This window comes from Streptomyces sp. 351MFTsu5.1 (assembly GCF_000383655.1).
GTDB classification, from domain to species: domain Bacteria; phylum Actinomycetota; class Actinomycetes; order Streptomycetales; family Streptomycetaceae; genus Streptomyces; species Streptomyces griseorubiginosus.
The window spans coordinates 131691-146344 of the sequence record NZ_KB911786.1 but is presented as its reverse complement, the minus strand read 5'-3'; the positions used below and the strand labels follow the sequence as shown (position 1 = coordinate 146344).

General features: G+C 71.8%; 9 protein-coding genes and 1 pseudogene. 7 read left to right on the top strand and 3 right to left on the bottom strand.

Annotation, left to right across the window (positions count from 1 at the left end):
- The first annotated feature begins 26 nt into the window (after positions 1–26).
- Together H295_RS0126180 and H295_RS0126175 are read left to right on the top strand one after the other, a co-directional pair.
- A complete protein-coding gene (locus H295_RS0126180) occupies positions 27–1832 on the top strand; it encodes a serine/threonine-protein kinase (RefSeq protein WP_020138317.1) in 1806 nt (601 codons plus the stop codon).
- A 265-nt stretch (positions 1833–2097) separates the two neighbouring features.
- Positions 2098–2919: a class I SAM-dependent methyltransferase gene (locus H295_RS0126175; protein ID WP_020138316.1), complete on the top strand. Its 822-nt coding sequence runs from the start codon at positions 2098–2100 to the stop codon at positions 2917–2919.
- 71 nt (positions 2920–2990) lie between these two features.
- Here the strand turns inward: H295_RS0126175 and H295_RS0126170 are convergent, their stop codons facing one another.
- A complete protein-coding gene (locus tag H295_RS0126170) occupies positions 2991–3494 on the bottom strand; it encodes a GNAT family N-acetyltransferase (protein WP_020138315.1) in 504 nt (167 codons plus the stop codon).
- A gap of 272 nt (positions 3495–3766) precedes the next feature.
- Between H295_RS0126170 and H295_RS0126165 the strand changes: the two genes are divergently transcribed.
- Positions 3767–4933 carry a serine hydrolase gene (locus H295_RS0126165; RefSeq protein WP_020138314.1) on the top strand — a complete coding sequence of 389 codons (1167 nt, stop codon included), beginning with the start codon at positions 3767–3769 and terminating at the stop codon, positions 4931–4933.
- 76 nt (positions 4934–5009) lie between these two features.
- Here H295_RS0126165 and H295_RS43565 read toward each other — a convergent pair.
- Positions 5010–5558 (bottom strand): annotated as a pseudogene (locus tag H295_RS43565) (TetR/AcrR family transcriptional regulator); the annotation flags it as partial.
- Between the two features lie 116 nt (positions 5559–5674).
- Between H295_RS43565 and H295_RS0126155 the strand changes: the two are divergent.
- Together H295_RS0126155 and ligA are read left to right on the top strand one after the other, a co-directional pair.
- Positions 5675–6871 carry an MFS transporter gene (locus tag H295_RS0126155; RefSeq protein WP_020138312.1) on the top strand — a complete coding sequence of 399 codons (1197 nt, stop codon included), beginning with the start codon at positions 5675–5677 and terminating at the stop codon, positions 6869–6871.
- A 79-nt stretch (positions 6872–6950) separates the two neighbouring features.
- Positions 6951–9044 carry an NAD-dependent DNA ligase LigA gene (gene ligA, locus H295_RS0126150; protein WP_028809764.1) on the top strand — a complete coding sequence of 698 codons (2094 nt, stop codon included), beginning with the start codon at positions 6951–6953 and terminating at the stop codon, positions 9042–9044.
- 27 nt (positions 9045–9071) lie between these two features.
- Here ligA and H295_RS0126145 read toward each other — a convergent pair whose 3' ends face one another.
- Positions 9072–9506 carry an ATP-binding protein gene (locus tag H295_RS0126145; RefSeq protein WP_051135611.1) on the bottom strand — a complete coding sequence of 145 codons (435 nt, stop codon included), beginning with the start codon at positions 9504–9506 and terminating at the stop codon, positions 9072–9074.
- A gap of 223 nt (positions 9507–9729) precedes the next feature.
- Between H295_RS0126145 and H295_RS0126140 the strand changes: the two genes are divergently transcribed.
- Complete coding sequence (locus tag H295_RS0126140) at positions 9730–10110, top strand: STAS domain-containing protein (protein WP_051135606.1); 381 nt, start codon at positions 9730–9732, stop codon at positions 10108–10110.
- 245 nt (positions 10111–10355) lie between these two features.
- Positions 10356–14636, top strand: coding sequence for a HAMP domain-containing protein (locus H295_RS0126135; RefSeq protein WP_020138308.1), 4281 nt, complete (start codon positions 10356–10358; stop codon positions 14634–14636).
- Positions 14637–14654: the final 18 nt, after the last annotated feature.

Here is a 14654-nt window from a genome sequence, read left to right as displayed (position 1 = left end):
GGGATTTCTTGTCGGGACAGCGGCCCGTGCCGACGGACGACTCGGCGGCGGCGCTGAGGCGGACCGGCGCCTCACCCTTGCGGCCCACAGACCCACCGCGGGTCGGCCCGTACGTGCCGGTGGCCCTGCTGGGCAGCGGGGGCATGGGGCGGGTCTACCTGGCGCGTCCCGCCGACGACAGTCCCGGTCTGGTCGCGGTGAAGGTGATCAGACCGGAGTACGCGGAGGACCCCCGGTTCCGGCGCCGGTTCGAGCGCGAGGCGTCCGTGCACGCCCGCCTGCGCACACAGCATGCGCCCCGCCTGTGCGGCACGGGCTTCGAGGACGAACTGCTGTGGATGGCCACGGAGTACCTCCCCGGCTTCGACCTCACGGAGGCCGTGCAGGAGACGGGAGCGCTGGCGCCCGCCGCGGTGTGGCGGCTGGTGACGGAGCTCGGACAGGCGCTCGCGGCCCTCGGTGCCGAGGAGATCGTGCACCGCGACCTGAAGCCCTCCAACGTGCTGCTGACCGTCCGGGGCGCCCATGTGATCGACTTCGGCATCTCCAAGGCCGTGGACGCGAGCGCCATCACCGGTACGGGCAACCGGGTGGGGACCCCGGCCTACATGTCACCCGAACACTTACGGGAGGGCGTGTCGGACGGGGCGTCCGACCTGTTCTCCCTCGGCGGGACCCTGGTGTACGCGGCGGCCGGACGCGCCCCGTTCGGCGACGGCACCGGTGTCGACGTCATGCACCGGGTCGCGTTCGAGGAACCGAACCCCGAGGTGATCGGTGAGATCGCGGCGGTGGACCCGGAACTCGGTGCGCTGCTGACCGCCTGCCTGGCCAAGGACCCCGCGGAGCGGCCCACTCCGTGGGAACTGATCGAGACCGCCCGGGCGCGCGCCGTGCCGTCCGTGTGGCCGGAGCCGCTGGGCGAGGAGGTGGCGGCCCGGCAGCGGGCGTACGAGACACTGCATCGGCTGCCGGTCGCGAGCATGGTCCGGCTTCGGGGTCGGGAGGGCCTGCCACCGCGGCCGCTTCGGCCCGTCCCTGAGCCCGTCCTGCCGGGCCCGTCGGCTGCGTCCGCCCCTGAGCCCGTGGTACCCCTTCCGGCGGCGGCTGCGGAAGGGTCCCCCGCATCGGCGGCGGAGCCGTCGGAACGGCCCTCCGGCTCCGTCGGAGTGGTCGCCCGGCTCCGGGAGAGGCCCTGGCGGGTCGTCGCCGCGGCTCTCGTGATCTGCGTGGTGGCCGGGCTGGCCGTCCTGCTCACTCTTCCCGACGGTCCCGGCGGTGGCTCCACCCAGGAGACCGACGGTGTCCGGGCCATCGGTGGCGCGCCCCGCAACGCCTCGGCCCGTCCAGGATCCGCGACCTCCGGCGGGCAGTCCCGACCGGACCTCGACGGCTCCTCGGACAAGGAGGCGACCGAGGGCGGAAGGCCCGACGCGGACGCCGGACCCGACCCCGGGCGGTCAGTGTCCTCGAGTCCGGCCGGCGGCCAGAGCGACGAGGCCTCCGCGCCCGGTGCCGCACCGGACCCCTCCTCCTCGCCCACGCCGTCCGACGACAGCACCACCACGGGCCCGGGTACCGCGCCCTGGCTCGCCGAGTGCACCTACTACAACGGCAACGGCCGTACCCGGCTCGGCGACAGCGGCAAACGCGTGCAGCAGGTGCAGTGCATGCTGACCGAGCGCGGTTACGCCGTGGGCGGCGGCGGTGTCGACGGCGAGTTCGGGACCGGTACCGAGTCCGCGGTCGAGGCCTTCCAGAGCGACCGGGGTCTGGACGCGGACGGGGTCGTCGCCCACGACACCTGGAGCGCGCTGCGCAGCGCGGAGTGACCTCGTGGCCGTACGGCCGTCCCCTGCTCCGATCGGCTCAGCGGCGGCGCGCCTCGGTGCCGCGGGCGGCCGCACGGGGAACATCGGTCGGACGGCGGCGCCGGACGGGCCGCCGGGTACCCCCCGCTGCGTGAAGAGGTCCGGACATGAAAGCGTACGACGGCGCTCACCTCGGTCGTCCTCAGGCGTCGCAACACCGCCCGTGCTGCCGACGACCATCCGACGGTCACCGGACGCCGCGCCGCACCGCGCCGGAGGCGATGTGATGGCGGGCCCGGCCGGGGACCAGGGGGCCGGCGGCCGCTACGGCGAGAACGTCTTCCGGCCCGAACAGGAGGGCGAGGGCGAGCGCATCGACTACGGCGCGCTGGCCTACGACGAGGTCACCATGGCGCGGCTGCGGGCCCTCGGGGCCGCGCCGGGGTGGAGCTGTCTGGACGTGGGGGCCGGCACGGGCACCGTGTCCCGCCGACTGCTCGAAGAGGCCGGCGTCGACAGTGTGCTGGCCGTGGACCGTGACGTGCGCTTCCTCGCGCGGCGCCCTGTGCCCGGTCTGGAGGTGCGGGAGAGCGACATCACCGCGCCCGGCTTCGTCACCGGCCGGTTCAGGCTCGTCCACGCCCGCTTCGTGCTGATGCACCTGCCCGAACGGGAGCGGGTCATCGCGAACCTGGCCGAACTCGTCGCGCCCGGTGGTGTGCTGGTGCTGAGCGACGCGGTGGACCTGACGAACGAGCGGACCCCGGACACGCCGTACACCGAGGTGATGCGGGCGATGTGGCTCGGGCTGCGCGCCGGCATCGGCACCGACGTCTCGTGGGTGCCGTCGTACCCCCAGCTGCTGCGCGGGGCGGGGCTGGTGCGCGCCGCGGCCGAGCTGTACGTGCCCCCGCTGACACCCGGCAGCCCCATCAGCCGCTTCTGGGCGGACACCTGGGAACGCAGCCGGGAGGCGATGCTCGCCACCGGCACGGTCGACGACGACACCGTCGACGCGGCGCTCCTCTACCTGGACTCCGACGAATGTGCGGCCCTGTCGGCAGGCATGCTCACGGCCTGGGGCTGGAAACCCGGCACCACGGACTGACAGCGCGGGGCTGCGGGGCGCTGCGGGAGGGCTGCCGGGGGCTGCGAGGCTGCGGGGGGCTGCGAGGGGGCTCAGGCCGCGGCGCGCCGCATGCAGACCAGCCCCTCCCGTGCGTCCCATGACTCGGTGACGGTGAAGCCGAAGCGTTCGTAGAGCGCGATCGCCCCGGTCCGCCACTGCCACACCGACAACCGCACGGTGTCCACACCGTGTTCCGCGGTGTGCGCGAGGGCCGCTTCGAGGAGACCGGACGCGATTCCGCGGCCGCGGAACGCGGGGTCCGTCCAGAGTCTCCTGATCTCCGACCGCCCGTCGGCCGGGGCGGTCACGACCAGACAGCCCACGGCGGCGTCCCCCAGGCGGGCCACCAGGACGAGGTCGTCCGCGAACGCCGTCCACGGGTCGGAGATCTCGGCCCGGTAGCGGTCCGGGAGGTCGTCCACATCGGCGACGGCTTCCCCCTTCTCGGCCTGTGTCTGCAGGTGGTAGGCCGCCAGCAGCGCGGCCAGGCCGTCGTCGGCCCCGGCGGTCCGGTTCGACGGGCGGACGATGACAAGGGGCTGCTGATCGGTCATGGCGTCAGCATCACACGCCGGAGTTCCGGCTCCGCTCTTGCGGGGTCCCGTCCCCCTACCCCCGCTAGTGCGTCGGAGCGACCCGGGCGCAGCCGAACGGGTGGACTCGCCCGGGGCCGACCGCGCGAGGGCGGCGCGGCCCGGGCAGCGATGGTGACGAACCGCTCCCCGGAGCAGCCGCCCAGAACCGGAAGAGGCACCGAGACGTGAGACGTCGTACCCCCGCCTGTCGTTTCCCCGCACGCCGGGCCCCCGCCCGCCGAATCTGCGCCGTGGCGCTGCTCGTGGCGTCCGTGATGGCTCCGATGGCGGCGACCCCCGCCACCGCCGTGCAGGCGAACCCGCCGCACCATTACGTGGACGACGACTGCCCGCCGCGGCAACTCGACCGTGCGCTGTCCGCACGGCTGGACAAGGCCATCGAGAAGGTCCGCCGGCAGGCCGGGATTCCCGGGGTCGTCGCGGGACTGTGGATGCCGGGCGAGGGCAGTTACGTCCGCGCGACGGGCGTCGCGGACAAGGCCACCGGCGCGCCCATGAGGACCGACATGTTCGTCCGCATCGGCAGCGAGACCAAGACCTTCACGGTCACCGCGCTGCTCGAACTCGTCGACGACGGCCGGATCGGGCTCGACGACCCGATCTCCGACTACGTCCGCGGAGTGCCCGACGGGCGTCACATCACGCTGCGCCACCTCGCCGAGATGCGCAGCGGTCTCTTCCCGTACACCGACGACGCGGACTTCCAGCACGATCTGCTGAGCGACCCGAAGCGTACGTTCACCCCGCGGCAGGTGCTGGCGTACGGCTTCAAGCACAGGAACACCTTCGCGCCGGGCACGCGGTTCCAGTACTCCAACACCAACCTCGTCCTGCTCGGGCTGGTGGTCGAGAGGGTCAGCGGGCGCACGCTCGCCGACTTCCTCGGGAGGCGGGTGCTGCGTCCCGCGCGGCTGCCCCACACGCTGCTGCCCGAGACCTTCGAGTTCCCGCGGCCGCACCCGCACGGCTACACGAACCAGACGCTCAGCGGTGAGGTCGCCGACAGCACGAACTGGAACCCCAGCTGGGCCTGGGCCGCCGGGGCGATGATCTCGGACCTGAACGACCTGCACCGCTGGGCCAGGATCGTCGCCACCGGGACGCTGCTGCGGCCGAGGACGCAGGCCGAGAGGCTGAAGATGCTGCCCACCGGGCACCCGGGGCTGCGCTACGGCCTCGGCATCTTCGAGAGCGGCGGCTGGATCGGGCACAACGGCTCCATCCCCGGCTACGAGACCGTGACCGTGTACCTGCCGTCGCGGCAGGCCACCCTGGTGCTGATGATCAACACCGACATCCTGTACCAGGGCCAGGAACCGTCGTCGCTGCTCGCGCGGGCGATCACCGAGATCGCGACACCGGACCACGTCTACGACCGGCCGGCGCCTCTCCAGTAGGGGGCGGTGCGGTACCGGGCCGGTTCCCCGCCGGGCGCTGGTCGCGGGGTTCCGGCCCGTCTGCCGTCGTCGTACGGCGGTCCACCACGGCCCGGACGACCGCGGCCACGTCCGCGCGGTCCGTGGGCCGGGCGTCGACGGAGTTGTGGATGGAGAAGCCCTCCACGAGCGCGTCCAGGGCCCGGGCCGTGAGCGGGTCGAAGTGCCGGGCCAGGGAGTCCCGGCTGGCCTGCATCCAGGAGCGCATGACGGTGCGCAGCTCGGGATGGCGGGTGGCGAAGGCGTACAGCTCGTAGCTGAGCAGCAGATTGCGGTCGGTGCCCCAGACCTTGCCGCAGATGATCTCGACGACGGCGTCCTGCGCCTCCTCGGGAGTGCGCGCCGCCGCCAGCAGGGCGCCGTAGCGCGAGGAGACGGACTCGGCGAGGCGGGTGAAGGCCTCGGTGAGCAGGTGCTGCATGTCGTCGAAGTAGTAGGTGAGCGATCCGAGCGGCACCCCCGCGGCCGCCGCGATCCTGCGGTAGGTCACCTTGATGGCGCCGTGCTCGGCGATGACGTCGAGGGCCGCGTCGAGGATGCGCTCACGGCGCAGGGGGTCGTTGGGGCCGCGGTTGCTGCCGGTCATCTGGTGGTCCGCCCTCTCTTCTCCCGCGCCCGGGGGTTATGTACATTTGTGCATACCCGATGTGCGCGGGACCCGTCACCTGCCCGCCATTCTTCCGAACCCCGCGGAGCCCTCTCGTGACAGCCCCCGCCGTGCGCCGGCGCCGCCAGGCCCTGTACCTCTTCTTCTTCCTCCCGGGCATCGCCCTGTCCTCCTGGGTCACGCGCACTCCGGACGTACGGGACCGGCTGGGGGCCTCCACCGGGGAGATGGGGCTGATCCTGTTCGGTCTGTCCGTGGGATCCATGCTCGGCATCCTGTGTTCCGGCCGGCTCGTGGCGCGCCTGGGCACCCGGCCCGTGATCCTCCTGGGCACCGTCCTGATCGTCGCGGCGACGGGTGTCATCGGGGCGGGCAGCGCCGCCGCGTCGGCTCCCCTGGTCACGACCGGCCTCTTCCTGTTCGGCGCGGGCATCGGGGCGGGCGAGGTCGCGGTCAACGTGGACGGCGCCGACGTGGAGCGGGTCACCGGGCGACCGGTGCTGCCGACCCTGCACGGCTGCTTCAGCCTGGGCACGGTGATCGGCGCCCTCGCCGGAATGACGGCGACGGCGGCGGAGCTCCCCGTCTCCTGGCACCTCGGCGCGGTCGCCCTGGTCGCCACGGGGATGCTGCTCCATGCCTCACGGGCGCTGGTGGGGGGCGTCGGCCTGAGCACCGGGAACCGCGCGGACGAGCCGGTCAAGGGCGCGGCACCGCAGGTCTGGAAGGACCGCAAGCTGCTTCTCATCGGCGCGATCGTGCTGGCCATGGCCCTGGCCGAAGGAGCGGCCAACGACTGGCTGCCGCTGCTCATGGTGGACGGCCACGGCCTCGACGCCACCGCCGGATCGCTCGTCTACGTCGGCTTCGCCGCCGCGATGACCCTGGGCCGCTTCTGCGGCACGTACTTCCTCGTCCGCTTCGGGCGGGCCGCGGTCGTGCGGGCGAGCGCGGTCTCCGGTGCCGTCGGCCTGGTCCTCGTGATCTTCTCCGACAACGTCGTCATCGCGGCGGCCTCGGTGCTGTTCTGGGGGCTCGGGGCCTCCCTCGGCTTCCCGGTGGCGCTGTCGGCGGCCGGCGACTCGGGCCCCGAACAGACCGCGCGGGTCTCGCTCGTCGCCATCATCGGTTACGTCGCCTTCCTCGTCGGACCGCCGGCGCTCGGCTTCCTGGGCGACCACTACGGGCTGCGCTCGGCGATGATCGTGGTCCTGGTGTTCGTCGCCTCCGCCATCCTCATCGCCCCGGCCGCCGACACCCGCGACCGCGCTCCCGAGCCGGTCGACGCCTGAGCCGGCCCCAGCGATGGCGGGGCGGCCGGAGGCTGCCCGGATCTCCGGCGTTGTCAGTGGTGGCAGGCAGGATGAGTCCATGACCACACCAGCTGCTCAGATCGTGGATGACGCCGCCTACGCGCAGGCCGTCGAGGACGTCGTGGCGGCCGCCGCGGCCTACTACACGGACGGCGCCTCCCCGCTCGACGACGACGCCTACGACCGGTTGGTGCGCGGTATCGCCGCGTGGGAGGCCGCCCACCCCGACCAGGTGCTGCCCCACTCCCCCACGGGCAAGGTCGCCGGCGGCGCGGTCGAGGGCGATGTGCCGCACACCGTGCCGATGCTGAGCCTGGACAATGTGTTCTCGCCCGAGCAGTTCACCGCCTGGACGGCCTCACTGGCCCGCCGGATCGGGCACGAGGTGGAGCGGTTCAGTGTGGAGGCCAAGCTCGACGGTCTCGCCGTCGCGGCCCGCTACACCGAGGGCCGGCTGACCCGGCTGATCACGCGCGGCGACGGGATCGCCGGGGAGGACGTCTCGCACGCGCTCGGCACCCTCGATGGCCTGCCCGAGAAACTGGAGCAGCCGCTGACCGTGGAGGTGCGCGGCGAAGTCCTCATGACGACGGCCCAGTTCGAGCATGCCAACGAGGTGCGCACCGGGCACGGCGGACAGCCGTTCGCCAACCCGCGCGGCGCGTCCGCCGGCACCCTGCGGGCCAGGGACCGGGCCTACACGGTCCCGATGACGTTCTTCGGCTACGGCCTGCTGCCCCTGCCCGACAGCGACGCCGAGCTGACGGAGCGGCTGGACGGGCTCGCCCACAGCGATCTGATGGCCCTGGCCGCCCGGCTGGGCGTGCACACCACCGCGGAGACCGCGGTGCCCACGGTCACGGCCTCGACGGCGGAAGAGGTCCTGGAGCGGGTGCGGGAGATCGCGGGGCTGCGCGCGGAGCTGCCCTTCGGGATCGACGGCATCGTCGTCAAGGCCGATGCGGCCGCCGACCAGCGGGCCGCCGGTTCCGGCTCGCGCGCGCCCCGCTGGGCCATCGCCTACAAGCTCCCCGCGGTGGAGAAGATCACCCGACTGGTGGGGGTGGAGTGGAACGTGGGCCGCACCGGGATCATCGCTCCGCGCGGCGTCCTGGAGCCGGTGCAGATCGAGGGCGCCACCATCACCTACGCCACCCTGCACAACCCCGCCGACATCACCCGCCGTGACCTGCGGCTGGGGGATCACGTCATGGTGCATCGGGCCGGTGACGTCATCCCGCGCATCGAGGCTCCGGTGGCGCATCTGCGCACCGGCGACGAGCAGCCGATCGTGTTCCCGGAGGTGTGTCCCCGGTGCGGCTCCGCCATCGACACCGGTCAGGAACGCTGGCGGTGCGAGCAGGGCCGCAACTGCCATCTCGTGGCCTCCCTGTCCTACGCGGCCGGCCGCGACCAGCTCGACATCGAGGGCCTGGGTGCGACACGTGTCGTGCAGCTCGTCGAGGCGGGACTCGTCGCGGACCTGGCCGGCCTGTTCGCCCTGACCAGGGAGCAGCTGCTGGCGCTCGACCGGATGGGCGCGACCAGCACGGACAATCTGCTCGCCGCGATCGACACCGCCCGGACGCGGCCGCTGTCACGGGTGCTGTGCGCGCTCGGGGTCCGCGGCACCGGCCGCTCCATGTCCCGCCGCATCGCCCGGCACTTCGCGACGATGGACCGCATCCGTGCCGCCGACGCCGAGGCGCTCCAGCAGGTCGAGGGCATCGGTCCCGAGAAGGCGCCCTCCATCGTGGCGGAGCTGGCCGAGCTGTCGGAGCTGATCGACAGACTCGCCGCGGCCGGGGTGAACATGACCGAACCCGGCGCCACTCCCCCGCCCGCGCTGGACGCGGGCGATACAGAGGGGACGACAGAAGCGGCCGACGACCCGGACGCGGGGCCGCTCGCCGGCATGACGGTGGTCGTCACCGGCGCGATGACCGGGCCCCTGGCAAGCCTCAGCCGCAACCAGATGAACGAACTCATCGAGCGCGCGGGCGGCCGCTCCTCCTCCAGCGTCTCGCGAAAGACCACTCTCGTGGTCGCCGGTGAGGGCGCCGGATCCAAGCGCGCCAAAGCGGAGGAGCTGGGCATCCGGCTCGCCGCACCCGACGAGTTCGCGCTTCTGGTGGCCGACCACCTGGACTGAGCCGGCCGCGCTCGGGCCGGGCTCCCCTCAGCCAGGGAAGTCCGGCTCGCCGTCGAACAGGGTCAGGCGGACCGTGATGCGTTTGCCGACGGACTCCCTGCGGGCCTCGAAGCCCTGGACCACCGCCATCACGATCTCCAGACCGTGTTGCCCCACCCGCCCGGCGTCGGCGGCGCGGGCCAGCGGAAGGGTGGGATCGCTGTCCCACACCTCGATCTCCAGCATGTCCTCACGGAGGATGCGCAGGTGCAGCAGCGCCGGCCCGGGCGCGTACTTCAGCGCGTTGGTGACCAGCTCGCTCACCACCAGCTGCCCCAGATCCCTGGTGCGGGCCGACACCGGTAGCCCCCGCTCCCCCTGCACCCGCGCCAGGAACTTCGACGTCTGGTCCCGCGCGTCGGCGATGCAGCCGTCCGCTCCGTCCAGGGCCACGGTCACCTCGACAGGTGCGGCTTCCGGCATCCGCGAACACTCCTCAGGCAGGAACCGCATCCCGCCGACCAACTCCAGTACCCCGTTCATGAGCGCGCGGTTACCCCGTCCTTCCCGCCTTACTCCTGCACCGCCCGGGATCGGTGCCGCTCTCGAACGAAAAGGCCCTCCCATGCTTCGCACTCGGACTTCCTGGGCACCGGTGGCAACAACGGCGGGAGAGCCCCCCTCGAACGCGCAGAGGACGCAACCTGTGGCAGACAACCGGGAAGCAGTGGGTCACGGCAGACTGACCGTGGTCCGCACCGAGACCGACGACATCACCGTCCTCGGTCTCGACGGAGAGATCGACCACCAGAGCGTGGGTGGCCTGACGCGGGCCCTGTCCGCGGCGGACACCGCCGCCGGTCCCCGGGTCGTCGTCGACCTGAGTCAGGTCACGTTCATGGACTCCAGCGGTGTCAACGCCCTGATCGGCGCCTTCCACACCACGCAGGCGGCCCAGGGCTGGCTTCGGCTGGCGGGGGCACGGGGGGCCGTGCTGCGCACCCTGCAGCTCGTGGGACTCGACACCTTCGTGCCTTTTCACGCGACCCTGGAGGACGCACTGGCGGCGACGGACCCGAACAGCTGAAAATGGAGTCGAGTACCCGGGATCGCCCCGCTCACACCAGGGGCGTGACCTGTATTTTCGCTGTGCCACAACGCTCCCGCCATGCTTTGGCCGCCGCTCGGAACCTGGGTTAATCTTCGACGGATTTCTCACCGGGCAGCCCCGTGGGGTGCGGGAACGCCGCTGGTGAGCGGGCCCTGGACAGGGCCCGGCGCAGTTCCGGGTCCCCGGTGCGGGGACTCTTTGGGGAGCGGAACGAGGGTGCCATGACCAGCACGTCGACAGAGGCTCGGGAGCAGGCCCCGGGCGAGCAGGAACTGCGGCAGTTGCTGGCGGGGCTGACCGCCGTGCGCGACGGCGACTTCGGCACCCGGCTGCCGTCCGACGGGCAGGGCCTGCTGGGCGACATCGCCACGGTCTTCAACGGCATGGTCGACCAGCTGTCCGTGTTCACGTCCGAGGTCACCCGGGTGGCCCGCGAGGTCGGCACCGAGGGCACCCTGGGCGGCCAGGCGGAGGTCCCGGGCGTCTCCGGCACCTGGGCGGACCTGACCGACTCGGTCAACGCGATGGCGGGCAACCTGACCACGCAGGTCCGTGACATCGCCCAGGTGGCGACCGCGGTGGCCAAGGGCGACCTCTCCCAGAAGATCGACGTGCCCGCACGCGGGGAGATCCTTCAGCTGAAGGAGACCGTCAACACGATGGTCGACCAGCTCTCCGCCTTCGCCGACGAGGTCACCCGCGTCGCGCGCGAGGTCGGCAGCGAAGGGCGTCTCGGCGGTCAGGCGCAGGTGCCCGGGGTGGGCGGTGTCTGGCGCGACCTCACCGATTCGGTCAACTTCATGGCCGGAAACCTGACGTCCCAGGTCCGCAACATCGCCCAGGTGACGACCGCCGTGGCGCAGGGCGATCTGTCGCAGAAGATCACCGTCGACGCCCGTGGCGAGATCCTCGAGCTCAAGAACACCATCAACACGATGGTCGACCAGCTCTCCGCCTTCGGTGACGAGGTCACCCGCGTCGCCCGTGAGGTCGGCACCGAGGGACGCCTGGGCGGTCAGGCGGACGTCAAGGGGGTCAAGGGCACCTGGCGGGACCTCACGGACTCCGTGAACTTCATGGCGGGCAACCTGACCGGGCAGGTCCGCTCGATCGCCCAGGTCGCCACCGCCGTGGCCAACGGCGACCTGTCCCAGAAGATCACCGTGGACGCCCGCGGCGAGATCCTGGAACTGAAGGAGACCATCAACACGATGGTCGACCAGCTGTCCGCCTTCGCCGACGAGGTCACCCGCGTCGCCCGCGAGGTCGGCACCGAGGGCAACCTCGGCGGCCAGGCGATCGTGCGGGGCGTGTCGGGGACCTGGAAGGACCTCACCGACAACGTCAACGTGATGGCGTCGAACCTCACCGGGCAGGTCCGCTCGATCGCCCAGGTCGCCACCGCCGTGGCCCGCGGTGACCTCTCGCAGAAGATCACCGTCGAGGCCAAGGGCGAGGTCGCGGCCCTCGCGGACGTCATCAACACCATGGTCGACACGCTGTCCGCGTTCGCCGACGAGGTCACCCGCGTCGCCCGCGAGGTCGGCACCGAGGGGCGGCTCGGCGGCCAGGCGCACGTGCCCAACGTGGCCGGCACCTGGAAGGACCTCACCGACAACGTCAACTCCATGGCCAACAACCTCACCGGGCAGGTCCGCAACATCGCCCTGGTGACGACCGCGGTGGCCAACGGCGACCTGTCGAAGAAGATCGACGTCGACGCGCGCGGCGAGATCCTGGAGCTGAAGACGACCATCAACACGATGGTCGACCAGCTGTCCTCGTTCGCCGCCGAGGTGACCCGCGTGGCCCGCGAGGTCGGCAGCGAGGGACGTCTCGGCGGACAGGCCGAGGTCGAGGGCGTCGAGGGCACCTGGAAGCGGCTCACGGAGAACGTCAACGAGCTGGCCGGGAACCTCACCCGGCAGGTCCGCGCGATCGCCGAGGTCGCCAGTGCCGTCGCCGAGGGCGACCTGACCCGGTCGATCAACGTGGAGGCCTCCGGTGAGGTCGCCGAGCTCAAGGACAACATCAACTCCATGGTGGAGTCCCTGCGCGAGACCACCCGGGCCAACCAGGAGCAGGACTGGCTCAAGACGAACCTGGCCCGGATCTCCAGCCTGATGCAGGGCCACCGGGACCTGCCCGTGGTCGCCGAGCTCATCATGGACGAGCTCACTCCCCTGGTGGCGGCCCAGTACGGTGCCTTCTTCCTCGCCGAGGACACCGTGCGCGGGCACGAACTGCGGCTGGTGGGGTCGTACGGCTATCCCGACGACGAGGAGCGGCCCACGCGGATCCCGGTCGGGCGCTCGCTGGTCGGACAGGCCGCGCGCAACCGCCGTATGGTCACCGTCGAGGAACTGCCCGAGGGGTACGTCACCATCTCCTCCGGTCTCGGGCAGGTGTCGCCGACCGCGCTGGTGGTGCTGCCGATCGTGGTCGAGGAGCAGGTGCTCGGCGTGATCGAGCTGGCGTCCGTCAGCCGCTTCACCCAGATCCACCAGGACTTTCTGGCCCAGCTGATGCCGACCATCGGCGTCAACCTCAACACCATCGTGGCCAACGTCCGCACCGACGAGCTGCTCGACGAGTCGCAGCGGCTGACCGCCGAACTCCAGGCCCGTTCCGAGGAGTTGCAGGTCCAGCAGGAAGAACTCCAGCGCTCCAACGCCGAGCTGGAGGAGAAGGCCTCCCTGCTGGCCTCGCAGAACCGCGACATCGAGGCGAAGAACCTCCAGATCGAGCAGGCCCGCCAGGAACTGGAGACCCGGGCCCAGCAGCTGTCGCTGGCCTCGAAGTACAAGTCGGAGTTCCTGGCCAACATGAGCCACGAACTGCGCACCCCGCTCAACAGCCTGCTGATCCTGGCCCAGTTGCTGGCGCAGAACCCCTCGCGCAACCTCACCCCGAAGCAGGTCGAGTACGCGGGCATCATCCACTCGGCGGGCTCGGACCTGCTCCAGCTGATCAACGACATCCTCGACCTGTCCAAGGTCGAGGCGGGCAAGATGGACGTGACGCCGGAGCGGGTGCCGTTGCGCCAGCTGCTCGAGTACGTCGAGGCGACGTTCCGGCCGATGACCTCCCAGAAGAGCCTGGAGTTCACGGTCGCCACCGCGCCCGGCACCCCGGTCGACCTGCTCACCGACGACTCCCGGCTGCGTCAGATCCTGCGCAACCTGCTGTCGAACGCGGTGAAGTTCACCGAGCAGGGCGGGGTGGAACTGCGTATCGAGCCCGCCGCCGACCGGGAGGTCCCGCCGGGCGTGCACCGCGGCGGACCGATCGTGGCGTTCCGGGTCAAGGACACCGGCATCGGCATCCCGCAGCAGCAACTGGAGACGATCTTCGGGGCGTTCCAGCAGGCCGACGGCACAACCAGCCGCAAGTACGGCGGTACCGGGCTCGGTCTGTCCATCACGCGCGAGATCGCCCATCTGCTGGGCGGCGCGGTCACCGTGGACAGCACGCCCGGCCAGGGCAGCACCTTCACCCTCCATCTCCCGGTGGCCCGCGCCGACTTCGAGGAGCTGCTGGAGAACGGCGGGGCGCGGCAGCTGGAGCAGTCGCACGACGGCGTGCCGAACGGCGAGCAGGACCCGGGCCCCCGTGTGCTCACGGGCCCGGCGCCTTCCTCCGAGCAGCGTAGGCGCCGTCTGCTGGTCATCGAGGAGCGGCCGCGCGGTCTGCTCACGCTGGTGGCCGAGCGGGCGGTCGCGGATCTCGCGCAGGACCCCGACGATCCGCACGGGGCGATCGACATCATCACGGCCGTGGGGGCGCAGGAGGCGGCGAGCACGCTGGCGGCCGACCCCTGCCACTGTGTCGTCCTCGAACTCGGCATGCCGCACGACGAGGGCGCGGACTTCCTGGAGGCCATGCGCGGCGACTCGGCGCTGGCCAGTGTGCCCGTCCTCGTGCACACCGGGCACCGGGTGTCCCTCGGCCAGGAGCAGGGGCTGCGGGCCCTGGCGGGCGACCGGCCGCTGGACTTCCTGTCCAGCCTGGACGACCTGCGGGAGCGCATCACCCTCCATCTGGCCGCCGAGCAGCCCGGTGACGTGCTGTCGCTGGTGCGTTCCGAGGAGCCGCAGCGGCCCACCGCACAGGTGGTGGACGACTCGTTCCTCGGCCGGACGGTGCTGGTGGTCGACGACGACGCCCGTAACCTCTTCGCGCTCAGCGGGGTGCTGGAACTGCACGGCTTCCAGGTCCTGCACGCGGACAACGGCCGCAAGGGCATCGAGATGCTGCTCGCCCACCCGGACATCTCGCTGGTCCTGATGGACGTGATGATGCCGGAGATGGACGGCTACACGGCCACCACGGAGATCCGTTCGATGCCGCAGTACGCGGAACTGCCGATCATCGCGGTCACCGCGAAGGCCATGCCGGGCGACCAGGAGAAGAGCCTCGCGTCGGGGGCCAACGACTACGTCACCAAGCCCGTCGACACGAGCGACCTCATGGCCCGGGTGCGGCGGTGGCTGCCCGCGTGAGATCACGCCCCGACCAGC

What these genes read in the sequence shown, in the direction of transcription:
- H295_RS0126175 (WP_020138316.1), top strand. Translation starts at nt 2,098, where the DNA reads ATGGCGGGCCCGGCCGGGGACCAGGGGGCCGGCGGCCGCTACGGCGAG.
- H295_RS0126170 (WP_020138315.1), bottom strand. Translation starts at nt 3,494, where the DNA reads ATGACCGATCAGCAGCCCCTTGTCATCGTCCGCCCGTCGAACCGGACC.
- ligA (WP_028809764.1), top strand. Translation starts at nt 6,951, where the DNA reads ATGACCACACCAGCTGCTCAGATCGTGGATGACGCCGCCTACGCGCAG.
- H295_RS0126145 (WP_051135611.1), bottom strand. Translation starts at nt 9,506, where the DNA reads ATGCCGGAAGCCGCACCTGTCGAGGTGACCGTGGCCCTGGACGGAGCG.
- H295_RS0126135 (WP_020138308.1), top strand. Translation starts at nt 10,356, where the DNA reads ATGACCAGCACGTCGACAGAGGCTCGGGAGCAGGCCCCGGGCGAGCAG.